The sequence below is a fragment of the Terrabacter terrae genome (assembly GCF_039529575.1).
Lineage (GTDB): Bacteria > Actinomycetota > Actinomycetes > Actinomycetales > Dermatophilaceae > Terrabacter > Terrabacter terrae.
Genome location: NZ_BAAANB010000021.1, coordinates 813,116 through 837,216 on the forward strand (window position 1 = coordinate 813,116; position 24,101 = coordinate 837,216).

Below are 24,101 nucleotides of genomic sequence, written 5' to 3' on the forward strand. Positions count from 1 at the left end.
CCTCTCGATGTCCGCGGGCTCGTTCAGAGAGCCGAGCCGGCCGCCCACTGTGCCGGGCTGAGGTTCCAGTCGGCGTAGCCGTTGCCCATGGTCATGGGACGGCTGGTGCCGGTGGTCTCGACGACGTCACCGATCGTGACGTTGTCGTAGAGCCATCCGGCGTTGGGCTCGCTCATGCCGGTGCAGCCGTGGCTGACGTTGCGGTGCCCCTGGTCGGCCACCGACCACGGCGCCGAGTGCAGGAACTCGCCCGAGTTGGTGACGCGCATGGCGTACTTGACCTTGGTGTCGGCGTAGTAGTTCGGGTCGTTCTTCTTCAGGCCGATCGTCTCGGCCTTCATGGTGATGTTCGTCTGCTTGTCCATGATGACCTTGACGCCCGAGCGGGTGATGAAGCCCGGACGACCACCGGTGATCGGGACGCGGCGAGCGAGCTTGCCGTTGATCATGACGTCCATCTGGTCGGTCTTGAGGTTGACCTTGGCGATCACCGAGCGGCCGATCGTGAAGTCGGACGTACGCGACATCTGCCCCCAGCGACCGCCGCCCGCAGGCACTCCGTTGAGGTTCGCGTCGACGTGGACCTTCGTGCCGGGCTTCCAGTACGCCTTGGGGCGCCAGTGCGCCTCCTGCGACCCCAGCCAGTACCAGGAGCCGGCCTGGGCGGGGGTGGAGGTGACCTTCATCCGCTTCTCGAAGGCCGCCTTGTCGACGACCGGCAGGTCGAAGCGCACGACGACCGGCATGCCGATGCCCACGGTGCCGCCGTCGCGGGGCGAGACGGCGACGTAGACCTGCTGGTCGAGCGTGAGGTCGACGGTGCGGAAGGTCTGGGTCGTCTCCGTGGCCTTGCCGTCGGTGTCCTTGGCCTCGAGGGCCAGGGTGTACTTCACGCCGGGCTCGAGCAGGTCGCCTGCGCTCCACGTGCCGCCGTCGAGCTTGCCCTCGACCGGGACGCGGTTGCCCTTCTTGCTGGTGTACGAGAGGGAGGCGCCCGTGAGGGTTCCCTTCTCGGCGGAGGCGGTGACGCGCGTGTCGACGGCCACGTCCCGCGCGTTGTCGCCGGGGGTGGTCTTGAAGACGACCGGGTCGGTGGTCGCAGTGGAGGCGGGCGACTCCGAACCGGAGCCGCTCGCGCCGGCGGTCGCGGGCGTGGCCGGCTTGCCGCTGTCGGAGGGGGTGGAGGAGCTGCAGGCCGTCACGCCCAGCATGGCCAGGACGGCCATCCCCGAGAGTGCGGCGGAACGGATGCTCGACTTCACGCGTGTATACCCTTCGCAGACGTTCGCGCCCGGCGCCCCGGGACGGGACAAGGTGGGGCAGGGCGCGACGCGTCGATAGTGACCCTGCCCCAGTGTCACCGATTCAGGGCAATACTCCAAAACCTACGGCGCGTGCAACGTGCGGCGTGTCGCGACCCTCAGGAGGCCTCGACCGGCCGCACCTCGCGCCGCAGGATCTTGCCCGTCGGTCCCTTCGGCAGCTCGTCGAGCAGCCAGATGCGACGCGGGTACTTGTAGGCGGCGAGCCGGTCCTTGACGTAGGTCTGGACGTCCTCGAGCGTCGAGGTGGCGCCCGGCCGAAGCACGACGGCGGCGCCGACCTCCTCGCCCATGAGGTCGTCCGGCACGCCGACCACGGCGGCCTCGAGCACGTCGGGGTGGGTGTAGAGGACCTCCTCCACCTCGCGGGGGTAGATGTTCATCCCACCACGGATGATCATGTCCTTCTTGCGGTCGACGATCGTGAAGTAGCCCTCGTCGTCGACGGTCGCGAGGTCGCCGGACCGGAACCAGCCGTCGGGGATGGCCTCCTTCGTGGCCTCGGGACGGTTCCAGTAGCCCTTCATGATGTTCTCGCCCCGGATCGCGATCTCACCGATGCCGCCGGGCGGCACGTCGTTGCCGTCGACGTCGACGAGCTTCATCTCGCAGCCCGGGATGGCGCGCCCGATGGTGCCGGGCTTCGTCGGCTTGTCCGGCATGTTGAAGGAGGCCACCGGTGAGGTCTCGGAGAGGCCGTAGCCCTCGAGGATCTGGCACCCGAACTTCTTCTCGAAAGCCGCCATGACGGCCTCGGGCATCGCGGAGCCGCCGGAGACGCAGGTGCGCAGGCTGCTCGTGTCGGCCTGATCGGCGTTCGGGTGGTTGAGGATGGCGGCATACATCGTCGGGACGCCCTGGAAGATCGTCACGCGGTCGCGCCCGAACATCTCGATGGCCTTGGCCGGGTCGAACCGGGGCAGGAGCGTCAGCGTGCAGCCGCGCTGCACCGAGGTGTTGAGCCCGCACGTGAGGCCGAAGACGTGGAAGAGCGGGAGGCAGCCCATGATCACGTCGTCCTCGGCGATCTGCATGATGTCCGAGGCCGACCGCTGGGCGTTGCGATGCAGGTTGACGTGGGTGAGCTCGGCGCCCTTGGGCTTGCCGGTGGTGCCGCTCGTGTACAGGATGACCGCCGTGTCGTCGTCGGCGCGCTCCACCGGTTCCAGCACCGGGGCTCCCGAGCACTCGCTCGCGTCGAACTGGCCCTCGGCCGGGCCCATCGGCCCGCACACCACCAGGCGCGTGCCCGTCTCGGCGGCCGCCTTCGCGGCCTCGTCCGCGAAGTCCGGCCAGACGAAGCTGAAGCAGGCCCCGCTGTCCTCGTAGAAGTACTGGATCTCCCCGGCCTTGAGCAGCGGGTTCATCGGGACGACGATGCCGCCGGCCAGCAGCGTGCCGTAGAACGCGACCGGGTAGGCCGGGACGTTCGGGAGGATCAGCGAGACCCGATCGCCGACCTGCAGACCCGCCGCCTGCAGCTGCGCCGCCACCGTCGCCGCCGCCCGGTGCAGCGCCGCCCAGCTCACCTCGGCCGAGTCGAGCCGGATGCCCACCCTGTCGGGCACGCGAGCCGCGGTGGCGGCGAGGTTGGCGGCGAGGTTGGTCATCTCTGCTCCTTTGCAGCGGCGGGTGCCACAGGTGCGGTGGCCGCGGTGCGTGCACACGTGCGCACGAGGCGCGGCCGGCGGGTTCCGGGCCATTGTTACCACTGGGTCGCCTGGTGAACAGGCCTGCGACACGAGGCCGCCCAGATGTGAGGAGTGGCACGGTCGGGGGTGACTGGCAGGATGAGCCCGTGAGCGAGACGACCGCCCCTGCGCCCGTTCCTGAGCCTGTCACCGACGACGTCCCGACCGAGGTCCACCAGGAGTGGGTGGACCTCGCCGAGCAGGCGTCCGCCGCCCAGTTCGCCTACCACGTCAAGGACGCGCCGACGATCAGCGACGCCGAGTACGACCAGATCATGCGTCGGCTGGGCGCGATCGAGGAGGCGCACCCCTCGCTGCGCACCCCCGAGAGCCCGACCCAGAACGTCGGCGGGGCCTCCTTCGCCACCGGGTTCGACACCTTCGACCACGTCGAGCGCATGCTGAGCCTCGACAACGCCTTCTCCTTCGAGGAGCTGCGCACGTGGGCCGAGCGGGTCGAGCGCGAGGTCGGCACGGGAGCCCACTACCTGACCGAGCTCAAGATCGACGGCCTCGCCATCAACCTGCTCTACGAGAAGGGCCGGCTCGTGCGCGCGCTCACCCGCGGCGACGGGCGCACGGGGGAGGACGTCACGCACAACGTCCGGACCATCGAGGGCATCCCCGGGCGACTGGCGGGAGACGACGTTCCCGACCTCGTCGAGGTCCGTGGCGAGGTCTTCTTCCCGACCGCCGGCTTCGCCGACCTCAACGCCAGCCTCGTCGAGGCGGGCAAGGCGCCGTTCGCCAACCCGCGCAACGCGGCCGCCGGCTCGCTGCGCCAGAAGGATCCCAAGGTGACGGCGAGCCGGCCGCTGCGCATGCTCGTCCACGGGATCGGCGCCCGCCGCGGCTTCGACGTCGAGCGACAGAGCGAGGCGTATGCCGTCCTGCGCGCTTGGGGGCTTCCCACCTCCGACGAGGTGCGCGTGCTCGACGACATCGCCGCCGTCGAGGAGTTCGTCGCCTACCACGGGGAGCACCGCCACGACCGCGCCCACGACATCGACGGCATCGTCGTCAAGGTCGACGAGGTGCCGCTGCAGCGCCAGCTCGGCGCGACCTCGCGGGCACCCCGTTGGGCGATCGCGTTCAAGTACCCGCCCGAGGAGGTCAACACCAGGCTGCTCGACATCCGGGTCAACGTGGGGCGCACGGGGCGCGTGACGCCCTATGGCGTCATGGAGCCCGTCGTCGTCGCGGGGTCGACCGTCGAGCAGGCGACCCTGCACAACGCATACGAAGTGAGCCGCAAGGGGGTGCTCATCGGTGACACGGTCGTGCTGCGCAAGGCCGGTGACGTCATCCCCGAGATCGTCGGCCCCGTCGTCGACCTGCGCGACGGGAGCGAGCGCGCCTTCGTCATGCCGACCGAGTGCCCCGCCTGCGGCACCCCGCTCGCCCCCGAGAAGGAGGGCGACAAGGACATCCGCTGCCCCAACACCCGCTCCTGCCCGAGCCAGCTGCGCGAGCGGGTCTTCGCGCTCGCGTCCCGCGGCGGCCTCGACATCGAGGCGCTCGGCTGGGAGGGGTCCATCGCGCTGCTCGACTCGGGCATCATCACCGACGAAGGGGACCTCTTCGCGCCTGCGGAGGACAGCCCCCACGCGGGTGACTACGGCATCACCCGCGAGAAGCTGGCGCGCGTCCCGCTCTACACGCGCGCGGCCAAGCGCACCGACCCGGTCGCCCAGGTGGTCGACGGCCGGGTCCTGTCCGCCGGCGGCGAGACGCTGCTCGCCGAGCTCGAGAAGGCCAAGACCCAACCGCTGTGGCGGGTGCTCGTGGCCCTCTCGATCCGCCACGTCGGGCCGACGGCGGCGCGCGCGCTCGCCACGCACTTCGGGTCCATGGACGCCATCCGCGGCGCCACCACGGAGAAGCTGGCGCAGGCCGAGGGAGTGGGCGGCGTCATCGCCGAGGCCGTCACCGCCTGGTTCGAGGTGGACTGGCGCCGCGAGATCGTGCGCAAGTGGGCCGACGCCGGCGTGCGCATGGCCGACGAGGTCGACGAGTCGGTCGAGCGCACGCTCGAGGGCAAGACCGTCGTCGTCACCGGGTCGCTCGAGGGCTTCTCCCGCGACGAGACCAAGGAGGCCATCATCAGCCGCGGCGGCAAGGCATCCGGATCGGTGTCCAAGAAGACCGACTACGTCGTCATCGGCGCCAATGCCGGCTCCAAGGCCGCCAAGGCGGAGGAGCTCGGCCTGACGATCCTCGACGAGGACGGCTTCCGCCGGCTGCTCGAGACCGGCTCGCCCGAATGACGGGCCGCCTCTCCCAGGGCTGAGTCAGGGGCCCGCTGGGTGCGGCGGCCCGTTTGTCCGATTTCGCCATGAGCGCCCGTTCCGAGCGGTTACGATCACGCCGCCAACCCACATTCTCGACAGGGGATCCTCCATGTCTCGCACCATCCTCCGGCGCGCCCTCGCGGCGGTGTCCGCCGTCGCCGCCCTGGCCACGACGCTCGCCGTCTCGACCGCCGCACCCGCGTCGGCCGCCGGCACCTGCACCGTCAACACGCCCACGCGCTGGACCATCTCCAGCCCGGTCAAGACGATGAACGTCACGCTCGCCTCCAACTGCGCCGCCGGCACCCACGCGATCTGGGAAGCCGTCGCCAGCAAGGGCACGGTCGACGGCGTCATCTTCGACGGCACCCGTACCGAGCCGTTCGACGTCTACGACGACGACCCGCTGGGTCGCTGGACCTGGCGTCCCAACACCTGCTACAACGCCGACTTCACCGAGACCTGCACGCAGAACACCCGCACGATGGACGTCCGCCTCGGCGGCTGGTCCGGACTGACGGCCACCCGTTCGGGCGCCAAGGTCACCGTGACCACCTCGGCCGCGCGCTACGCGTACTCGCTCGACAAGTTCGTGCCGTGGACCGGCGTCCGTGGCACGGTGCAGTACAAGGCGCCGACCGCCACGACGTGGACGAGCCTCAAGTACGTCTACCCGGCCTCCAACGGTCGCTACACCTTCAGCTACACCATGTCGAGCACGCGCGACTACCGCGTCGTCTTCCCGGACACGACGCTCATCTGGGGCCACACGAGCGCCACGGTCCGACGCTGACTCTGACGCCAGCACCCACACACCACGGCCCGGCGGGGCCCGACCGCGAACGGTCAGGGCAGCGCCGGGCCGTGGTGTGCCCAGCACCCACATCGCCGCAGCAGGTGTGTGAGCCGGCACCGTCACTTCGTGCGAGCGCCTCCCTAGGCTCTGCGTAGTCGATCGACCCAGCCGGTCGACACCGCTCACCGCAGCGCGATGCACGAGGAGGTGCAGGTCTTGACGGGTACCCCGTTGCTCGAGACCAGGGCCCTGGCCAAGGAGTTCCGTGGCTTCCGGGCCGTCTCGGAGGTGGACCTCACCGTCGCCCGTGGCACCGTCCACGCCCTCGTCGGTCCTAACGGGGCCGGCAAGACCACGCTGTTCAATTTGCTCACCGGCTTCCTCACGCCGTCGTCCGGCACGGTGCTCTTCGACGGTCACGACATCACGGGGCGCGCGCCCGAGCAGATCGCGCCGCTCGGCATCGCGCGCTCCTTCCAGATCACCAGCCTCTTCGAGGCGATGACGCTGCGCGAGCACCTCGAGCTCGCCCTCGCCAGCCCGACCGGGATGGGCCGGCAGTGGTGGCGCTCCGTCACCCGGATGTCACGGTTCAAGGACCGGGCCATGGACCTGCTCGAGCAGGTGGGCCTCGCCGACCGCGCCGGCGCACCCGCCTCCTCGCTCGCCTACGGCCAGAAGCGCGCACTCGAGCTCGCCATCGCGATGGCGCTCGACCCGAAGCTGCTGCTCCTCGACGAGCCGACCGCCGGCATGGGCATCGAGGACGTCGACCGCACGATCGCGCTCGTCAAGCAGCTCGCTGCCGGCCGCACCGTCGTCTTCGTCGACCACAACATGCACGTCGTCGGCTCGCTCGCCGACCGCGTCACGGTGCTGCAGTCGGGACAGGTGCTCGCGGAGGGCACCTACGAGCAGGTGCGCGCCGACGACCGCGTCATCACGGCATACCTGGGAGCAGCGCATGAGTGACGACACCCGGACGACGGAGGCCGACGCGAGCGCCGTTGCGACACAGTCGCGCCCGCGCATGCTCGACGTCTCGGGCCTGTCCGCGTGGTACGGCGAGGCTCGCGTCCTGACCGACGTCAGCATCGACGTCGCGCCCGGCGAGGTCGTCACGCTCGTCGGACGCAACGGCGCCGGCAAGACGACCCTGCTCCGCTCCGTCATGGGTTTGCACCGGCAGACCGAGGGGACGATCGCCTTCGACGGGAACGACCTCGCCAGGCGCTCGGCCGACGCCCGCGCCCGAGCCGGCATCGGCTGGGTCCCCGACGACCGCGGCATCTACTCGAGCCTCACCGTCGCCGAGAACCTCCTCCTGCCGCCCGTCGTGCACGCAGACGCCTGGTCCCTCGAGCGGGTCTACGAGTTCTTCCCCGTGCTGCACGAGCGCCGGGACTTCCCCGGCACCAAGCTCTCCGGCGGCGAGCAGCAGATGCTCGCCATGGCCCGCGTCCTGCGGATGGGATCGCGGCTGCTGCTGCTCGACGAGCCGAGCGAGGGCCTGGCCCCCGTCATCGTCTCGCGCATCGGGGAGATCATCCGCGAGATCAAGGGCCAGGGAGTCGGCGTCCTGCTCGTCGAGCAGAACGTCAAGTTCGCCTCCACGGTGGCCGACCGGCACTACCTGCTGGCCCAGGGCAAGGTCGTCGAGCACCTCGCCAACGACGACTTCCGGGCTCGCGAGCGCGAGCTGCTGACCTACCTCGGCATGTAGCCCGTCCGGCAACCACGTCGCCTCGCACCACCGCTTCATCCCGTCACACCCGACACCCGTCTCGCACCGATCCGAGCAACACCCCAGGAGGGGCCATGCGCAGCAGGACAGTCCAGGGCAGCATCGCCATCGCAGCCACCGCATCGCTCGCGCTCGCCGCGTGCGGAGGGGCCGGCGGCCCGCAGTCCGGCGGCTCGAGCAAGCTCACCGACGACAAGATCGTCATCGGCCTGCTCAACGACCAGTCGGGCGTCTACAAGGACCTCTCGGGCCCCAACTCGAAGGTGGCCATCCAGCTGGCCATCGACGACTACAAGGCCAAGTACGGCGACAAGGCCGTCGCCAAGGACATCGAGATCGTCACGGCCGACCACCAGAACAAGGCCGACATCGCCAACTCAAAGGCGCAGGAGATGTACGACCGGCAGAAGGCGGACGTCATCCTCGACGTGCCGAACTCCGCCGCCGGCCTCGCCGTCGCCACGCAGGCCAAGGCCAAGAAGAAGCTCTACATCAACATCGGTGCCGGCACGACGGCCCTGACCGGCGAGAAGTGCAACAAGTACACCTTCCACTGGGCCTACAACACGGCGGCGCTCGCCCGTGGCACGGCTGGCACCATCACCAAGGCCGGCGGCACGTCGTGGAACATCGTCTACCCCGACTACGCCTTCGGCCAGGACATGAACAAGTCCTTCACCAAGGAGATCCAGGCGGCCGGCGGCTCGGTCGGGCAGTCGATCGCCTCGCCGTTCCCCAGCGACAACTTCGCCACCTTCATCACCAAGGCCGGTGAGGGCAACCCCAAGGTCATCGGCTCGATGCACGCCGGCGGCGACCTCATCAACTTCGTCAAGCAGTTCAACCAGAGCCCGCTCAAGGGCAAGGTGCAGCTCGCCGTCGGCCTGATGTTCATCACCGACATCCACTCGCTCGGTCTCGACCAGTTCGCGGGCACCCAGTTCACCGACGCCTGGTACTGGAACTTCGACGCGCAGAACAAGAAGTGGGCCGACCGGTTCAAGGAGAAGACGAACACGCGCCCGTCGTTCGCGCACGCCGCGAACTACTCGGCGGCCCTCAACTACCTCGAGGCGGTCCAGGCAGCCGGCACCGACGACGCCGACGCGGTCGTGGGCCAGCTCGAGGGCAAGAAGATCAACGACGTCTTCCTCCGCAACGGCGAGGTCCGCAAGGCCGACCACGCCGTCATCCACGACATGTACCTGGCGAAGGTCAAGAGCTCGGCCTCCGAGGACTGGGACTACGAGGACATCGTCAAGACGATCCCCGCCGCGGAGGCCTACGGCGAGGCCAACCCCGCCTGCGCGATGAGCTGACCTCCTGGCGTATGCCGTCCGGTGGCGTCCACGAGGACGCACCGGACGGCATCCGGCGCAGAGCGCCCGGCCAGCCAGGGCCCCGGCCCGACCCACCGCGAACCGAACGAGAGACATGAGCGCATTCATCCAGTACACCCTGCAGGGGCTCGCCGCCGGCGGCTTCTACGCGCTGTCCGCGCTGGGGCTCGCCGTGATCTTCGGTGTCCTCGGCGTCGTGAACTTCTCCCACGGTGCCTGCTACATGCTCGGCGCCGTCATCTCCGCCGTCCTGCTCAGCGAGCTGCACGCCGGCTTCTGGGTCGCGCTCGTCGTCGTGCCGATCCTGATGTTCGGCTTCGGCGTGCTCATGGAGCGGCTTCTCGTGCGGTGGTTGCTCGCGCTCGATCCGCTGTACAACTTCCTGCTGACCTTCGGGCTGACCCTCATCCTCGTCGAGGCGGTCAAGCAGCGCTACGGCGTCTCCGGGCTGCCCTACGAGGTGCCTGACGGCCTCGGCGGCCAGGTGAGCGTCGGCAGCGTCAACCTCTCGACGTACTCCATCTTCGCCTGCCTCTTCTCGGTCGTCGTCTGCGTCGGGGTCGGCCTGCTGTTGACGAAGACGCGCATCGGCATGATCGTGCGCGCGTCGACCGAGGCGCCCGAGCGCACTCGTGCTCTCGGCATCAACGTCGGCCGGTGGGTCACGCCCGTCTTCGGCTTCGGCATCGCCCTCGCGGGTCTCGCCGGCGTCCTCGCCGCCCCCACGCGGGCCATCACGGCCGAGATGGGCAGCAACTTCATCATCATCCTCTTCGCCGTCGTCGTCATCGGCGGCCTCGGCTCCATCCTCGGAGGGGTGGTCGCAGGGTTCCTCGTCGGACTCGTCGAGGCCTACGGCATCGCGTACCAGCCCAGGTACGCCCAGATCGTCATCTTCGTGCTGATGGCGGTCGTCGTCCTCGTCCGGCCCTCGGGGCTCTTCGGACGGGAGGAGGTCGCATGAGCGAGCAGATGACCGCCAAGGTCGACGTCGACCTGGCCCAGCCCTCGATCCTGTCACGGCGCAACCCGCTGCGCTATCTCCTGCTGCTCGGAGGCTTCGCGGTCCTCGTGATGCTGCCGTACTGGATCTACCCGCCGGTCGCGATGGACATCCTCTGCTGGGGGCTCTTCGCGATCAGTGTCGACCTGCTGCTCGGGTTCACCGGGCTGCTCAGCTTCGGCCACGCGGCGTTCTGGGGCGGGTCGGCCTACTGCACCGGGCTCATCGCGACCCACTGGGGCGTGCCGTTCCCCGTAGCCGTGCTGGGCGGCGCGATCTTCTCGATGCTCATCGCGTGGCCGATCGGCTACCTGTCGGTGCGGCGCACCGGCATCTACTTCGCGATGGTCACCCTCGCCTTCGCCCAGATGCTCTACTTCATCGCCAACCTGGCGCGCGACCTGACCGGCGGCGACAACGGCCTTCAGGGCATCCCACGCAACTTCTTCGGGATCGAGCCGGTCGAGACCGACCCGTTCTACTTCTACTACGTCGGCGCCGTGCTCATCGTGCTCGGCATCCTGCTCGCCTGGCGGGTCGTCAACTCGCCCTTCGGGCGGGTCCTGACGGCCGTACGCGACAACCCGGCACGGGCGCGCGGCCTCGGCTACGACGTGGAGCGCTACAAGATCACGGCGTTCGTGATCTCGGCCGGCCTCGCCGGCCTGGCTGGTGGCGTCTTCGCCGTCAGCCACCAGTTCGCCTCGCTGCAGGAGCTGATGTGGACGACGTCCGGCAAGGCCGTGCTCGTCACGGTGCTCGGCGGGATCGGGACCCTGTGGGGCGGCCTCGTCGGAGCGGGCATCGTGGTGACGCTCGAGGACTACCTCGCAGGCTCCGGCTTCGAGGGCATCGGTCTGATCACCGGCACGATCTTCGTGGTCATCGTCCTGCTGTTCCGGCACGGGATCTGGGGCACGGGCCGCAACGTCCTGCGCCGCTACGTCGTCCAGCGCCGCAGCAGGCCGCGCGACTGAGGGGACACGGCGTCAGGGCGTCAGGGCGTCAGGACGCGGCGCGCGACGCGGCCGACGACCAGCCACGCCACCGCGCCGAGGCCCCAGTTGGTCAGGGCGTTCTTGACGGCCGCGCCGTCACCGGTGAACTGCTTGATCCCGGCCGTGCGGCTGAAGACCCCGAGGTCGGCCCAGTCGGCGGCTCGCAGGACGTACTGGACCAGTGCGTTGTGGGTGTTGGCCCCGACGACGACGAGCGCCGTGCCGAGGAGGAGGGCGGCCGCGGCCAGCAGGCAGACGATCCACACGCCCTCGCCCAGCAGGGTGCGCAGCCGCCGGACGCCTGCGCCGGTCAGGGTGGCGGCGCGTCGGGCGCCGGCCCGGAGGTCGGGGGAGCGCCGCGCGGCGACGGCTGCGTCGGCCTTGACCGAGGCCCGGTCTCCGGGCGTCGCGGCGGGCGTCCCTGAGCTCGTGGGACGCGCGGTGGCGGAGGTGGCGGAGGTGGCGGGGTTGCTGGCGGGCGCGGTCGTCGAGGCGGCGGGCGTGGAAGAAGCCGCGGCCTTCGGATCGGGGGTGGTTGTGGTGGAGCTGGCAGGGCTCGTCATCGAGGGGTCTCCTTGCGCGGTTCGTGGATCGGTGTGCTCAACGAGCCACCCCCGCCGCAGGACACGGGCGGAGGCGCACGAGTTGTCCCCGCCGCCCGGATGCCCGGTCCGGGGCGCACGGGCAGCCCCATAGACTGACTCGCATGTCATCCCTGTCCCGTGACGACGTGGCCCACCTGGCCGGCCTCGCCCGCATCGACCTGTCCGAGGCCGAGCTCGACCGCATGGTGGGCGAGCTCTCGGTCATTCTCGAGTCCGTCGCGAAGGTGCAGCAGGCGGCGACCGACGGCGTGGCCCCGATGTCGCACCCGATGCCGCTGACCAACGTGACCCGCCCGGACACCGTCCGGCCCAGCCTCGGCGCCGAGGCGGTCCTCGCCGGCGCGCCGGAGGCCGAGCAGCAGCGCTTCTCCGTCCCGCGCATCCTCGACGAGGACTGAGCCGCCCACGACGCCCGCGTATGCCGTGTCGCCGAGCACCCGGCATACGCCTCCGCCCGTGACGGGCACCGACGAAACCTCCTGTCGCCGCTACGAACCGAAGGCACCGACGTGACCGATCTGCCCACCGACCTGACGAGGGCCACCGCCGCCGAGCTGGCCGATGCCCTCGCGACCAAGACGATCAGCGCCGTCGAGGTGACGCAGGCGCACCTCGACCGGATCGCCGAGGTGGACGGCCAGGTGCACTCCTACCTCCACGTCGACACCGACGGCGCGCTCGCGCAGGCCCGCGCCGTCGACGAGCGCCGTCAGGCCGGTGAGAGCCTCGGTGCGCTGGCCGGCGTCCCGATCGCGGTCAAGGACGTCATGACGACCAAGGGCGTGCCCACGACGTGCGGCAGCCGCATCCTCGAGGGCTGGATCCCGCCCTACGACGCGACCGTCGTGACGAAGCTGCGCGAGGCCGGCCTGCCGATCCTCGGCAAGACGAACATGGACGAGTTCGCGATGGGCTCCTCGACCGAGCACTCGGCGTACGGCCCGTCGCGCAACCCGTGGGACCTCGACCGGATCCCCGGTGGCTCCGGTGGCGGCTCGAGCTCGGTGCTCGCCTCGTTCCAGGCGCCGCTCGCCACCGGCACCGACACGGGCGGCTCGATCCGCCAGCCCGCGGCCGTCACGGCGACCGTCGGCACCAAGCCGACCTACGGCGGCGTCTCGCGCTACGGCCTCGTGGCGCTCGCCAGCTCGCTCGACCAGGCCGGCCCCTGCGGTCGCACGGTGCTCGACACCGCCCTGCTGCACGCCGTCATGGGCGGCCACGACCCGATGGACTCCACATCGATCGACGCGCCGGTGCCGGCCGTCGTGGAGGCTGCCCGGTCGGCCGACGTGCGGGGGATGCGGATCGGCGTCGTCAAGGAGCTCGGCGGCGAGGGCTACCAGCCCGGCGTGCGTGCCCGCTTCGACGAGTCCGTCGCCGTGCTCGAGGAGCTCGGCGCCGAGGTGGTCGAGGTCAGCTGCCCCAACTTCGACTACGCACTCGCTGCCTACTACCTCATCCTCCCGAGCGAGGCCTCGAGCAACCTCGCCAAGTTCGACGCCATGCGCTACGGACTGCGGGTGCTGCCCGAGGGGGTCGACGCCCCGAGCGCCGAGCAGGTCATGGCGGCCACGCGTGACGCCGGCTTCGGCGACGAGGTCAAGCGCCGCATCATCCTCGGCACGTATGCGCTGAGCTCGGGCTACTACGACGCGTACTACGGCTCGGCGCAGAAGGTGCGCACGCTCATCGCGCAGGACTTCGCCAACGCGTACGAGAAGGTCGACGTGCTCGTCAGCCCGACCGCGCCCACGACGGCGTTCAAGCTCGGCGACAAGCTCGAGGACCCGATGGCCATGTACCTCAACGACATCGCCACGATCCCGGCCAACCTCGCGGGGGTGCCCGGCATGTCGATCCCCTCGGGTCTGGCCGACGAGGACGGTTTGCCGGCCGGCATCCAGATCCTCGCACCGGCCATGAAGGACGAGCGGCTGTATGCCGTCGGCGCCGCTCTCGAGGCCGCGCTCGTCGACCGCTGGGGCGGTCCGATCCTCGACCGCGCGCCCGCTCTGGGCGGCGCTGCTGCGATGAAGGGAGCCTGAGATGACCACCGTCACGACCGACGCGGTCATGGACTACGACGAGGCCATGGCCAGGTTCGACCCGGTCATGGGCCTGGAGGTCCACGTCGAGCTGCACACCGCGACGAAGATGTTCTGCGGCTGCCCGACCGAGTTCGGCGCCGAGCCAAACTCGCAGGTCTGTCCGGTGTGCCTGGGGTTGCCCGGCGCGCTGCCGGTCGTCAACGAGAAGGCCGTCGAGTCGGCCATCCGGATCGGCCTGGCACTCAACTGCGAGATCGCCGAGTGGTGCCGCTTCGCCCGGAAGAACTACTTCTACCCGGACATGCCGAAGAACTTCCAGACCTCGCAGTACGACGAGCCGATCGCCTACGAGGGCTACCTCGACGTCGAGCTCGAGGACGGCAGCACCTACCGAGTCGAGATCGAGCGGGCCCACATGGAGGAGGACACCGGCAAGTCGCTGCACATCGGCGGCGCGACCGGGCGCATCCACGGCGCCGACCACTCGCTCGTCGACTACAACCGCGCCGGCATCCCGCTCATCGAGATCGTCACCAAGCCGATGGTCGGGGCGGGGGAGCGCGCGCCCGAGGTCGCCAAGGCCTACGTGTCCGCGCTGCGCGACCTGCTGCGCGCCCTCGACGTCAGCGACGTGCGCATGGAGCAGGGCTCCATGCGCTGCGACGCGAACGTGTCGCTGCGCCCGCGTGTCGGCGAGCCCACCAGCGAGGAGCAGCTCGCCGTGCGTCTCGGCACCCGTACCGAGACGAAGAACGTCAACTCGCTCCGTTCGGTCGAGCGTGCGGTGCGCTACGAGATCTCGCGCCACGCGGCGATCCTCGACGGCGGCGGCTCGATCCTGCAGGAGACGCGCCACTGGCACGAGGACACCGGCATCACGACGTCCGGCCGGGTCAAGTCCGACGCCGAGGACTACCGCTACTTCCCCGAGCCGGACCTCGTGCCGGTTGCGCCGACGCGTGAGACGGTCGAGGCGCTGCGCCAGACGCTGCCCGAGCCGCCCGCGCAGCGACGTCGGCGGCTGCAGTCCGACTGGGGCTACAGCGATCTCGAGATGCGCGACGTCGTCAACGCGGGCGCCGTCGAGCTGATCGAGGAGACCGTCGCCGCCGGCGCCACCCCTGCCGCCGCGCGGAAGTGGTGGCTCGGCGAGCCGTCGCGCCGCGCCAACGCCGAGGGCCAGGACATCGTCACGTATGCCGCCGGGCTCGGCCTGACGCCCGCGCACATCGCCGAGCTCGACGGGATGGTCGTGGCCGGCCGGCTCAACGACTCGCTGGCGCGCCAGGTGCTCGAGGGCGTGCTCGCCGGAGAAGGCACGCCGACGGCCGTCGCCGACGCCCGCGGGCTGGAGCTCGTCCAGGACGACGGGGCTCTCGAGGCCGCCGTCGACACGGTGATCGAGGCCAACCCCGACGTCGCAGCGAAGATCCGCGACGGCAAGGTGCAGGCCGCGGGTGCGCTCATCGGCCAGGTGATGAAGCAGATGAAGGGCCAGGCCGACGCCGGCAAGGCCCGCGAGCTCATCCTCGCCAAGCTCCAGTAGCCGTCGAGAGGCCACCTCTGGCCGTGCAACCGACGTCGAAAGGCCACTTCTCGTCCGCGAGAAGTGGCCTTTCGCCTTGCCGTGACCCGCAGACTTCGCCCTCTCGACGTGTGGTGACCGGCAGGCTTTGGCCTCGACGGTTGAGAGCGTGGGCTGGGGCGGTGGGCCAGGTCGCTGGGGTCAGCGGCGGGTTGCTCCGACGTCGGCGAGGGGGAGGGAGATGAGTCGGTCCTTGCGGTCGTTGTTGCTCGTCGTGATCCAGACCCGGTCGCCGACGAAGTGGATGTCGCGGATGCGGCCGTACTTGCCCTGCAGGTAGCGCGCCGGCGGGCCCGCGGTGCCGTCCGCTGCGACCGGGACCCGCCACACCGACTCTCCGCGCAACGCAGCCAGGTAGACGGCCCCGTCCGGGCCGACGGCGATGCCGCTGGGTGACATCTCCGACGTGGGCCACTGCGCGACCGGGTCGACGTAGTCGGGTTTGCCGGCCCGGCCCTCGACGAGCGGCCAGCCGTAGTCGCGGCCTGGCTCGATGAGGTTGAGCTCGTCGTAGGTGTTCTGGCCGAACTCGCTGGCCCACATGCGCCCCCGGCTGTCCCAGGCCAGACCCTGGACGTTGCGGTGGCCGTAGGACCAGATGGGTGAGCCGCCGAAGGGGTTGCCGGGGGCGGGCTCGCCGTCGGTGGTGACGCGCAGGATCTTGCCGCCGAGCGAGCTGAGGTTCTGCGACAGGGAGGTGTCGCCGGCCTCGCCCGTGCCGACGTAGAGATAGCCGTCGGGACCGAACGCGATGCGCCCGCCGTTGTGGAAGCGCCCGCGCGGGATGCCGGTGAAGATCACGTCGGGCTCGCCGATGCTGCCGTCGCGCCAGGGCACTGCGGCGATGCGGTTGTCGCTGTCGGTGGAGTAGTACGCGTAGAAGACGGGGTCCTCGGCGAAGTCGCCGGGAACGGCGAGTCCGAGCAGGCCGCCCTCGCCCTCGGTGCGCGAGATGGGCAGGTGTCCCGCGACCGTCGCACGGCCGCCCGTGCCCGGCTTGGGCACGTGGTACACCCGACCGGTGTTGCGCTCGCTGACGAGGGCGCTGCCGTCCGGGAGGAGTGCCACCGACCAGGCGATGTCCAGGCCGCTGAGCAGGGTGACCGGCCCCGTCGGCTGAGGCGCCGGTGGGCGGGTCGTGGTCGGGCTCGGCCGTGTCGCCGGGGTGCTTCGTCGCGGCTCGGCAGTCGTGCTCGGGGTGGCAGAGCCGGTCGACGGGCCCGGCGCGGTGCTCGTCGGCATGCCCGTGTCGCTCCCGGTTGGGGCGGAGGTGGCCGCACTGGAAGCGATCGCCGTGCTGCCGGTCGTCGACGACCCCGTGGGCGTGGCGGACGAGCACGCCGACGCGAGCACGGTGACAACGGCCGCGCCCACGAGGGCGCGGCTCGTCGATCGGGAGGTGTGCGGCATACCCCATTGTGGCCCACACGGGGCCCGGGAGCGCTGGTGCGTCAGGCGCCGCGTCGCTGCAGGGTCTCCGCGAACTCGGCCCGGGTCTCCGGATGGACGGCGTCGGCCTCGACGACGTGCCGGGCCGCGGCGAGGTCACCGCAGAACGCACGGAAGACGAGCAGCACGTCGACGTCGTGGTCGGGTCGCTCGACGACGACCTCCGAGCCGACCCGCACGACCCCGGGTGTCACGACCGAGAGGTAGGCGCCGGTGCGGCCCTCCTCGGTGAAACGCCGCACCCAGCGCGGCTCGCCCATGTGGGCAGCGAACGTCCGGCACGGGATCCGGGGACCCTCGACCCGCAGCACGACCTCACCGATGCGCCACAGCTCACCCACGAGCGCGTGCGTCATCTCGACGCCCACCGTGGTGATGTTCTCGCCGAAGCCGCCCGGGCGGATCGACCGACCGATGCGCTTCGCCCAGAACTCCTGGTCCTCACGGGGGTAGGCGTAGACCGCCTGCAGCGAGCCTCCGTGGTGCTTGGGGTTGCCGATCTCGTCCCCGACGACGCCGCTCCCGAGGCCCCCGTGCTTCGGTCCCGGTTCGCGCACCTCGAAGGCGTCGACGGGCTGCTTGTCGATGGCCGTCGAGCGGCCGCCTCCGGTCGCGGCGGTGCGCCGCCCGGAGGCGAGCGAGAGGACGTGGGGGTGGCTGGTCACGGCGGCGAGCCTAGCTGCGTCTCGAGCGAGCCGCGCCGGCCTTTTCCGGCGGCGTCGTTAGCGTGGGGGCCATGAGTGCCACTCCTCTCGTCGTCTCCGTGCCCGAAGCCGAGTACGCGCAGGCGCTCGCCGACCTCGACGGCCTGGACGTCGTCGTGTGGGACATGGAGCAGCCGCACCCCCGCGGCCGCGATCTCCGCTTGGCGGTGATGCCGTACATGACGAAGCTGCGCCTCACCGAGATCGTGCAGGGGCTCGACTCGCTCGAGGTCGTCCAGCTCCAGAGCGCGGGCTACGAGCAGTTCGTGGACGAGCTGCCGGACGGCGTCACGCTCTGCAACGCGGCAGGCGTGCACGACGCCTCGACGGCCGAGCTCGCATTGACCCTGACCTTGGCCTCCGTCCGCGACATCCCGGAGTTCCTTGCCGCACAGGAGCGCTCACACTGGGAGCCGCTGCGTCTGCGCACGGCGCTCGCGGACAAGCGGGTGCTCATCCTGGGGTACGGCCAGATCGGCCGGGCGATCGCCCGCCGCTTCGCGCCCTTCGAGGTCACCCTCACGGCGGTGGCCTCGCAGGCGCGCGCGGGCGACGAGCTCGTGCCGCACGTCCACGGGATCGGCGAGCTGGGCCAACTCTTGCCACACCACGACGTCGTCGTGGTCATCGTGCCGCTCACCGACGCGACGCGGGGGCTCATGGACGCCGAGATGCTGGGCCGTATGCCGGACGGGGCCCTCCTCGTCAACGTGGCCCGAGGTTCCGTGGTCGACACCGGGGCCCTCGTCGCGGAATGCGCGTCGGGGCGACTGCGGGCCGCGCTCGACGTCACCGACCCCGAGCCGCTGCCGCCCGAGCACCCGCTGTGGTCCACGCCCGGTGTGATCGTCACGCCGCACGTCGGGGGAGCGACCGACGCCATGCGCCCCCGGGCCATGTCGCTGGTCCGGCGGCAGGTCGAGGCGTTGCTCGCCGGAGAGCCGGTCGACAACGTCGTCGCCGGACCCTTGTCGCACCCAGTGCGATAGTGGACACTGTCAACATGACCGAGACCATCGTCGCGATCGGCACCCGGAAAGGGCTCTGGATCGCTCGCAGCGCGGACCGTCGGAAGTGGGCTCTGGAGGGCCCGCACTTCCTCATGAGCGAGGTCGCCTCGGTGGCGGTCGACACCCGTGAGGGCCGCTCCACCGTCCTCGCCGGCGTCAAGTCCTGGCACTGGGGTCCCACCGTCCAGGTCTCCACCGACGGGGGCCGCAGCTGGACCGAGAGCGCCGAGCGCGCCCTGTCGTTCCCCACCGACACCGACACCGCACTCGAGCGGGTGTGGCAGCTGACGCCCGATCCCAACGACGCCGACGTCGTCTGGGCCGGCGTCGAGCCGCACGCGCTCTTCCGCAGCACCGACCGTGGTGACAGCTACGAGCTCGTGCGCGGCCTGTGGGAGCACCCGCACCGGCCGAAGTGGGAGCCGGGGTTCGGCGGGGGCGCGGTGCACACCATCGTCCCCGAGCCGGGTCACGCCGAGAACCTTCTCGTCGCCATGAGCGCCGGCGGCGTCTACCGCTCGGGCGACGGCGGGCAGAGCTGGGCGCCGAGCAACCCCGGCATCCGGGCCTACTTCATGCCCGACAACGAGTACCCCGAGTTCGGGCAGTGCGTGCACAAGGTGGCCCGCAGCCAGGCCGACGGGGCGCTGTACGCCCAGAACCACAAGGGCGTCTACCGCTCCGACGACAACGGCAGCACGTGGGAGTCGATCGCCGAGGGCCTGCCCACCGACTTCGGCTTCGCCATCCTCGCCCACCCGCGTCGCCCCGGCGTGGTGTGGAACATCCCGGTGCAGGACGACGGGGAGCGCATCCCGCCGGGCGCCCAGCTGCAGGTGCAGCGCTCCGACGACGGCGGAGCCCACTGGCGCATGCAGGCGCAGGGCCTGCCGGGCGAGAGCTTCACGTGCGTCCTGCGCGACGCGGCCTCCCTCGACGACGCCGACCCCGTCGGCGTCTACCTGGGCACCCGCAACGGCGACGTCTTCGCGTCGGCCGACGAGGGGGAGACCTTCACCCGCATCGCCACCCAGCTGCCCGACGTGCTCGTCGTCCGCGCCGCCCAGCTGGACTGAGAGACAGAGGATTCCGTATGCCGTCCGCTCCCGTCCGCGTCATCCTGCCGGGCATGCTGCGCGACCTCGTCGGCGGGTTGTCGGAGATCGAGGTCGAGTCTCCGGCCGAGTCCCAGACGGTGGCCGAGCTCCTCGACCGCGCCTTCTCGGGGCATCGCATCCTCGACGGCAAGGTCCGTGACGAGCGGGGTCAGATCCGTCGCCACGTCAAGGTCTTCGTCAACGGCGAGGACGCCACGCGCGGCGCCGGCGTGGGCGCGTCGGTGCCCGCCGGCGCGCGTGTCCACATCATCAACGCCGTCTCCGGCGGTTGAGAGGTCGGTCACTGCACGGACGAGGCCGTCGCTCGGCCGCCGAGGCCGAGCAGGATCGGCAGCACGGTCCGCTCGAGCTCGCCGACCCTGAGTGACCGCGGCTCGATGAGCCGCTGGGCCATCGAACCCTGTGCGAGGGCGATGGCGGCGCGGACGAACAGCTCGGTCGGCATGGGCAGCGCGAGTCCCTGACGGGCGACCGCCTCGTCGACGACGGCGACGAGCTCGTCACGGACCCGGTGCTGCTGGGTGGCCCAGGCGCGGCGGGCGTCGGCATCGCGGATGGCGTGCAGAGTGAACTCGGTCGTGAGCACCAGCCAGCGCTCCTGACTGCGGCTGTCGTCGGCGAGGGCGGCGAAGACGTCTCGGAGCAGGTCGTCGGCGGTGGTGTGCGCGCCCTTGCTGGCGCGACGGATGCGGTCCACCAGGGCCTCGGAGTGGCGACGGGAGAGCTCGACGACGAGGTCGTCCTTGGAGCTGAAGTTGGAGTAGAACGCGCCTCGGGTGAAACCGGCCCGCTCGCAGATCTCCTCGACCGTCGCGCCGTGGAAGCCCCGCTCGGCGAAGACCTCGCTGGCTGCCTCGAGCACGCGGTCACGCGTGGCCTGACGGCGCGCGGTGACACGAGGTGGCGCTGAAGCGGCGACTCTGCTGGACGGCATACGCCAAGGATACGCTCGCGAATTGAATACATAGTTGTATCCGATGCATACTCGTATCGTGACTGTTCCCCAGGTGGCCCCCTCCGACTCGCCCGACGTGTGGAGCGTCGTCGTCGACGACGTCAGCGTGGCCGGGACCGCCGGCAAGCACGAGCCCTTCGTCGAGGGAGTGGCCTTCACGGCCCCAGCCGGTGAGGTCACGCTCGTCGCGACCGACCCCGGCATCCCGCAGGTCGCCCTCGCCCTGGCCATCGGCGGTCGTGTCGAGCTGCTGCGCGGGCACGTGTCCGCCGGCGGTGCGAGCGACACGGCCGAGCTGCAACGGCGCTCCCGTCTCGTCGACGTCGCCGACGTCACGTCACCGGAGGAGGCCGTCGCCGTCCGAGCCGTCGTGCAGGAGGAGCTCGCCCTGGCTGAGCAGCCCGCCTCGCGTGCTGCGGTTGCGGCCTTCCTCGACGACCACGACCTCGCCGACGCCGGCGCGCGACCGTGGGGTCGGCTCCCGGCCGCACGTCGCACCAGCCTGCTGCTCGAGCTCGGCGCCCTGCACCGGCACGTACGCGTCCTCGTCCTCGCCGGGCCAGAGCGCCACGGTGGCGACCCGTTGCCCTGGCTCGAGACGTGTCACCGCCTGGCCGCAACGGGCCTGGCCGTCATCGTCCTCACCACTGCTGCGACCGTCGCGGCCCTCTCGACCCTCACGGTCACCCCGGCGGCCTCGAAGGAGCCCCTGGCATGAACCCCCTCCGTATCGCCGTGGCCGAGCTGCGCCGCCTCACCAGCTCGCGGCTCGCCTGCCTCGCCCTCGCTGCCCTCGTCCTCATCCCGACGCTCTACGGCGGGCTCTACCTCTACGCCAACCACGACCCCTACGGCGCCTTCCCGCAGGTCCCCGCCGCGGTCGTCAGTGACGACACCGGTACGACGCTCGGCACGGGGGAGAAGCTGCAGGTCGGGGACGGGGTCGCCGACCACCTCGTCGAGTCGAGGTCGTTCGACTGGCACCGCGTGTCGCACGCCGAGGCGATGCGTGGCGTGGACGACGGGACCTACTCGTTCGCCGTCATCCTCCCGCGCAGCTTCTCCTCCGACCTGGCCTCGACCGCAGACTTCAAGCCCCGTCAGGCCACCGTCGAGCTCGAGACCAACGACGCCAACAACTACATGACCTCCATGATCGGCAACCAGGTGATCAAGCAGGTCTCGGCCTCGGTGGCGAGCCAGGTGAGTGAGACGGCCGCCAGCAAGCTGCTGCTCGGCTTCAGCCAGGTGCACGACCAGCTGGTCAAAGCCGTCGACGGGTCGGAGAAGCTCAGGGCCGGGGCCGCCACGGCGGACCACGGAGCCCACCAGCTGGCGAGCGGAGCCTCGAGCCTCGCCGGCGGCCTGCACGACCTCGCCTCGGGCGCCGAGCGGCTCGACGCCGGGATCGCCCGGGCGGCTGCCGGCGCCGACGACCTGCAGGCCGGCGCCGGCCGGCTCGCGAGCGGGCTCGGGGCCCTCCAGTCGCGCACGGCCGGTCTGCCTGCCCAGACCGCCGAGCTGGCCGACGGCGCCGAGCGGGTCGCGGCGGGCAACCGGACCGTCGCCGGCTACGGGGCGAAGGCCGCCTCGGCCTCCACGGAGCTCAAGAAGCGCATCACCACCGAGCGCAGCGCCCTCGTCACCGCCCTGCAGGCGCAAGGCGTCACCGACGCGCAGATCGCCACCGTGCAGTCCCGCCTCGACGCCATCGACGGCTACGTGTCGCAGGCCGACACGACGATCCAGTCGGCCTCCGGGGACCTCACGCGACTGTCGCAGGGCGCCGACCAGGTGGCGACCGGAGCGCGGGCCCTCGCGAACGCCACCCCCGCGCTGACCCGGGGGATCGCCTCGGCCCACTCGGGCGCAGTCAAGCTTGGCGACGGCGCCGGCACCCTCGCCGGCGGTCTCGACACGCTGCAGGGCGGGGCCGCGCAGCTCTCGAGCGGCGCCGACAAGGCCGCCGCCGGCGGTGACTCCTTGGCCAAGGGCGCCGGCTCGCTCGCCACGGGGCTCGACACCCTCACCACGGGTGCCGGTGACCTGCACACCGGCCTGGTCAGAGGCCGTGACTCGGTGCCCGACCCCAGCGACGCCCAGCGCAAGGCGATGGCCCAGACCATCGGCAACCCGGTCGGCGTGTCCACCGGCTCGCTCTCCTCGGCCGGCTCCTACGGCGCAGGACTGGCGCCGCTCTTCCTGAGCCTCGCCCTCTGGATCGGCGCCTACGTGCTCTTCCTCTTCGTCCGGCCGCTGTCGACCCGGGCGCTCGCGACGAGCCAGCGCTCGCTCCGGACCGCCCTCGGCGGCTGGCTCGCGCCTGCCCTCGTCGGCCTGGTCCAGGTGGCCGCCCTCGTGCTCGTCGTCGGCCGCGGCCTCGACATCCGCATCGCGCACCCGGTGCTCGCCTTCCTCTTCCTGTGCTTCACCTCGATGACGTTCGTGGCGATCCTGCACGCGCTCGCCTCGCGCTTCGGGGCAGTGGGCAAGTTCCTCGGACTCGTCTTCATGGTCGTCCAGCTCGTCAGTGCCGGAGGCACCTTCCCGTGGCAGACGCTCCCCGGGCCGCTGCAGGCCGTGCACCACGTGGTGCCGATGAGCTACGCCGTCGACGGGCTGCGCCGGCTGCTCTACGGGGCCGACCTCGGACCGGTCACGGGCTCGCTGGGGGTGCTCACGGCATACCTCCTCGGTGCCCTCGCGCTCTCGACGGTCGCCGCGCGGCGGTCGCGGACGTGGACCGCGAAGCGCATCAAGCCCGAGCTCAGCCTCTGAACCCTCCCCGCCCTCCGAGCCGGCCCGTCCGGCACCCGCCGGCTGACAAGCCGGCGCCGGCGGAGCATGCTCGGACCATGAGCAGCGCGTCCAAGGAGAAGACCCTCATCCTCATGCGGCACGCCAAGGCGGAGGAGGGACGCGGTCTGCCGGACCACGACCGCGAGCTCGCTCCGCGTGGGCGCCGGGACGCCAGGGCGGCCGGCAAGTGGCTGCACCAAGAGGGACTGGTGCCCGACCTCGTCATCTGCTCCACGGCCGAGCGCACCAGGCAGACGTGGGAGGAGGCCTGCCACGGTGGTGCGCAGACCGAGTTCGTGGAGTTCCGTCGCAGCGTCTACGTCGGTGGCTCCGAGCACACCCTCGAGACGCTGCGGGAGGACGCCGGCGACACCACCACGGTGCTCGTCGTCGGCCACAACCCGACGATGGCGCAGCTGACCAGCCTGCTGGCCGACGGAGAGGGTTCCCGCGAGGCGCACGAGGCTCTGAGCCAGGGCTTCGTCACGAGCGGGCTGGCCGTCCTGCGCTACGCGGGGGAGTGGGCCGACATCGACCTCGGGACCTGTGAGCTGGCCCGGTTCCACGTCAGCCGCGGACACGAGGACTGACCGGGAGAGGCGGGGGTCGGAGGAACGTCGGACCAGGACGTGAGATGCCG

22 protein-coding genes are annotated in these 24,101 nt (G+C 71.0%); 16 read left to right on the plus strand and 6 right to left on the minus strand.

All coding sequences use genetic code 11. From position 1 onward, the window contains the following. Positions 1-23: 23 nt before the first annotated feature. Both ABD194_RS13885 and ABD194_RS13890 read right to left on the minus strand, forming a co-directional pair. Complete coding sequence (locus ABD194_RS13885) at positions 24-1,262, minus strand: L,D-transpeptidase (protein WP_343992319.1); 1,239 nt, start codon at positions 1,260-1,262, stop codon at positions 24-26. A gap of 158 nt (positions 1,263-1,420) precedes the next feature. Continuing rightward, positions 1,421-2,932 (minus strand): long-chain-fatty-acid--CoA ligase, encoded by a 1,512-nt coding sequence (locus ABD194_RS13890; RefSeq protein ID WP_343992321.1) that lies wholly within the window; start codon positions 2,930-2,932, stop codon positions 1,421-1,423. Positions 2,933-3,120: 188 nt separating this feature from the next. Here ABD194_RS13890 and ligA point away from each other — a divergent pair, with 188 nt between their 5' ends. From ligA to ABD194_RS13925, 7 genes are all read left to right on the plus strand, one after another. Further along, positions 3,121-5,280, plus strand: coding sequence for an NAD-dependent DNA ligase LigA (gene ligA, locus ABD194_RS13895; RefSeq protein WP_343992323.1), 2,160 nt, complete (start codon positions 3,121-3,123; stop codon positions 5,278-5,280). Positions 5,281-5,413: 133 nt separating this feature from the next. Further along, positions 5,414-6,097, plus strand: coding sequence for a hypothetical protein (locus ABD194_RS13900; protein WP_343992325.1), 684 nt, complete (start codon positions 5,414-5,416; stop codon positions 6,095-6,097). A 219-nt stretch (positions 6,098-6,316) separates the two neighbouring features. Beyond that, positions 6,317-7,072, plus strand: coding sequence for an ABC transporter ATP-binding protein (locus ABD194_RS13905; RefSeq protein ID WP_425579988.1), 756 nt, complete (start codon positions 6,317-6,319; stop codon positions 7,070-7,072). Continuing rightward, the gene (locus ABD194_RS13910; RefSeq protein ID WP_343992327.1) at positions 7,065-7,823 is read left to right on the plus strand and encodes an ABC transporter ATP-binding protein; all 759 of its coding nucleotides are present in this window, start codon (positions 7,065-7,067) and stop codon (positions 7,821-7,823) included. Before ABD194_RS13905 ends, ABD194_RS13910 begins: the two co-directional genes overlap by 8 nt. Positions 7,824-7,918: 95 nt before the next feature. Then, complete coding sequence (locus ABD194_RS13915) at positions 7,919-9,163, plus strand: ABC transporter substrate-binding protein (protein ID WP_343992329.1); 1,245 nt, start codon at positions 7,919-7,921, stop codon at positions 9,161-9,163. Positions 9,164-9,278: 115 nt separating this feature from the next. Beyond that, entirely contained in the window at positions 9,279-10,148 is an 870-nt protein-coding gene (locus ABD194_RS13920; protein WP_343992331.1) for a branched-chain amino acid ABC transporter permease, read from the plus strand. Further along, positions 10,145-11,164 (plus strand): branched-chain amino acid ABC transporter permease, encoded by a 1,020-nt coding sequence (locus ABD194_RS13925; protein WP_343992333.1) that lies wholly within the window; start codon positions 10,145-10,147, stop codon positions 11,162-11,164. The genes ABD194_RS13920 and ABD194_RS13925 overlap by 4 nt, the downstream gene beginning before the upstream one ends. A 20-nt stretch (positions 11,165-11,184) precedes the next feature. On the opposite strand, the gene ABD194_RS13930 is transcribed toward ABD194_RS13925, so the two are convergent. Continuing rightward, positions 11,185-11,748 (minus strand): hypothetical protein, encoded by a 564-nt coding sequence (locus ABD194_RS13930; protein WP_343992336.1) that lies wholly within the window; start codon positions 11,746-11,748, stop codon positions 11,185-11,187. A gap of 143 nt (positions 11,749-11,891) precedes the next feature. Here ABD194_RS13930 and gatC point away from each other — a divergent pair, with 143 nt between their 5' ends. From gatC to gatB, 3 genes are all read left to right on the plus strand, one after another. Further along, positions 11,892-12,188, plus strand: a complete 297-nt coding sequence (gatC, locus tag ABD194_RS13935) for an Asp-tRNA(Asn)/Glu-tRNA(Gln) amidotransferase subunit GatC (RefSeq protein WP_343992338.1) — start codon at positions 11,892-11,894, stop codon at positions 12,186-12,188. Between the two features lie 120 nt (positions 12,189-12,308). After that, entirely contained in the window at positions 12,309-13,838 is a 1,530-nt protein-coding gene (gatA, locus tag ABD194_RS13940) for an Asp-tRNA(Asn)/Glu-tRNA(Gln) amidotransferase subunit GatA (protein WP_343994159.1), read from the plus strand. Position 13,839: 1 nt separating this feature from the next. Beyond that, complete coding sequence (gene gatB / locus ABD194_RS13945; protein WP_343992340.1) at positions 13,840-15,387, plus strand: Asp-tRNA(Asn)/Glu-tRNA(Gln) amidotransferase subunit GatB; 1,548 nt, start codon at positions 13,840-13,842, stop codon at positions 15,385-15,387. Between the two features lie 180 nt (positions 15,388-15,567). On the opposite strand, the gene ABD194_RS13950 is transcribed toward gatB, so the two are convergent. Further along, complete coding sequence (locus tag ABD194_RS13950; RefSeq protein ID WP_343992342.1) at positions 15,568-16,668, minus strand: PQQ-dependent sugar dehydrogenase; 1,101 nt, start codon at positions 16,666-16,668, stop codon at positions 15,568-15,570. Positions 16,669-16,877: 209 nt separating this feature from the next. Continuing rightward, positions 16,878-17,540, minus strand: a complete 663-nt coding sequence (locus tag ABD194_RS13955) for an MOSC domain-containing protein (protein ID WP_343992344.1) — start codon at positions 17,538-17,540, stop codon at positions 16,878-16,880. Between the two features lie 71 nt (positions 17,541-17,611). Here ABD194_RS13955 and ABD194_RS13960 point away from each other — a divergent pair, with 71 nt between their 5' ends. From ABD194_RS13960 to ABD194_RS13970, 3 genes are read left to right on the plus strand one after another with little or no spacing between them, the layout of a single operon-like run. Further along, the gene (locus ABD194_RS13960) at positions 17,612-18,568 is read left to right on the plus strand and encodes a 2-hydroxyacid dehydrogenase (protein WP_343992346.1); all 957 of its coding nucleotides are present in this window, start codon (positions 17,612-17,614) and stop codon (positions 18,566-18,568) included. Between the two features lie 14 nt (positions 18,569-18,582). After that, positions 18,583-19,665, plus strand: a complete 1,083-nt coding sequence (locus ABD194_RS13965; protein ID WP_343992348.1) for a WD40/YVTN/BNR-like repeat-containing protein — start codon at positions 18,583-18,585, stop codon at positions 19,663-19,665. Between the two features lie 17 nt (positions 19,666-19,682). Next, entirely contained in the window at positions 19,683-19,979 is a 297-nt protein-coding gene (locus ABD194_RS13970) for a MoaD/ThiS family protein (protein ID WP_343992350.1), read from the plus strand. 8 nt (positions 19,980-19,987) lie between these two features. On the opposite strand, the gene ABD194_RS13975 is transcribed toward ABD194_RS13970, so the two are convergent. Beyond that, positions 19,988-20,641, minus strand: a complete 654-nt coding sequence (locus ABD194_RS13975) for a TetR/AcrR family transcriptional regulator (RefSeq protein ID WP_343992352.1) — start codon at positions 20,639-20,641, stop codon at positions 19,988-19,990. A gap of 58 nt (positions 20,642-20,699) precedes the next feature. Here ABD194_RS13975 and ABD194_RS13980 point away from each other — a divergent pair, with 58 nt between their 5' ends. The 3 genes from ABD194_RS13980 (at position 20,700) to ABD194_RS13990 (ending at position 24,051) form a co-directional block, all read left to right on the plus strand. Further along, positions 20,700-21,380, plus strand: coding sequence for a hypothetical protein (locus ABD194_RS13980; protein ID WP_343992354.1), 681 nt, complete (start codon positions 20,700-20,702; stop codon positions 21,378-21,380). Further along, a complete protein-coding gene (locus tag ABD194_RS13985; protein ID WP_343992356.1) occupies positions 21,377-23,440 on the plus strand; it encodes a YhgE/Pip family protein in 2,064 nt (687 codons plus the stop codon). The genes ABD194_RS13980 and ABD194_RS13985 overlap by 4 nt, the downstream gene beginning before the upstream one ends. 77 nt (positions 23,441-23,517) lie before the next feature. After that, positions 23,518-24,051 carry a SixA phosphatase family protein gene (locus tag ABD194_RS13990; RefSeq protein WP_343992358.1) on the plus strand — a complete coding sequence of 178 codons (534 nt, stop codon included), beginning with the start codon at positions 23,518-23,520 and terminating at the stop codon, positions 24,049-24,051. Positions 24,052-24,101: the final 50 nt, after the last annotated feature.

Coding starts and splice junctions, on each gene's coding strand:
- ABD194_RS13985 (WP_343992356.1), top strand. CDS start 21,377: ATGAACCCCCTCCGTATCGCCGTGGCCGAGCTGCGCCGCCTCACCAGC.
- gatB (WP_343992340.1), top strand. CDS start 13,840: ATGACCACCGTCACGACCGACGCGGTCATGGACTACGACGAGGCCATG.
- ABD194_RS13900 (WP_343992325.1), top strand. CDS start 5,414: ATGTCTCGCACCATCCTCCGGCGCGCCCTCGCGGCGGTGTCCGCCGTC.
- ABD194_RS13960 (WP_343992346.1), top strand. CDS start 17,612: ATGAGTGCCACTCCTCTCGTCGTCTCCGTGCCCGAAGCCGAGTACGCG.
- ABD194_RS13975 (WP_343992352.1), bottom strand. CDS start 20,641: ATGCCGTCCAGCAGAGTCGCCGCTTCAGCGCCACCTCGTGTCACCGCG.
- ABD194_RS13965 (WP_343992348.1), top strand. CDS start 18,583: ATGACCGAGACCATCGTCGCGATCGGCACCCGGAAAGGGCTCTGGATC.
- ABD194_RS13910 (WP_343992327.1), top strand. CDS start 7,065: ATGAGTGACGACACCCGGACGACGGAGGCCGACGCGAGCGCCGTTGCG.
- ABD194_RS13990 (WP_343992358.1), top strand. CDS start 23,518: ATGAGCAGCGCGTCCAAGGAGAAGACCCTCATCCTCATGCGGCACGCC.
- ABD194_RS13915 (WP_343992329.1), top strand. CDS start 7,919: ATGCGCAGCAGGACAGTCCAGGGCAGCATCGCCATCGCAGCCACCGCA.
- ABD194_RS13950 (WP_343992342.1), bottom strand. CDS start 16,668: ATGCCGACGAGCACCGCGCCGGGCCCGTCGACCGGCTCTGCCACCCCG.
- ABD194_RS13925 (WP_343992333.1), top strand. CDS start 10,145: ATGAGCGAGCAGATGACCGCCAAGGTCGACGTCGACCTGGCCCAGCCC.
- gatC (WP_343992338.1), top strand. CDS start 11,892: ATGTCATCCCTGTCCCGTGACGACGTGGCCCACCTGGCCGGCCTCGCC.
- ABD194_RS13890 (WP_343992321.1), bottom strand. CDS start 2,932: ATGACCAACCTCGCCGCCAACCTCGCCGCCACCGCGGCTCGCGTGCCC.
- ABD194_RS13970 (WP_343992350.1), top strand. CDS start 19,683: ATGCCGTCCGCTCCCGTCCGCGTCATCCTGCCGGGCATGCTGCGCGAC.
- ABD194_RS13930 (WP_343992336.1), bottom strand. CDS start 11,748: ATGACGAGCCCTGCCAGCTCCACCACAACCACCCCCGATCCGAAGGCC.
- ABD194_RS13920 (WP_343992331.1), top strand. CDS start 9,279: ATGAGCGCATTCATCCAGTACACCCTGCAGGGGCTCGCCGCCGGCGGC.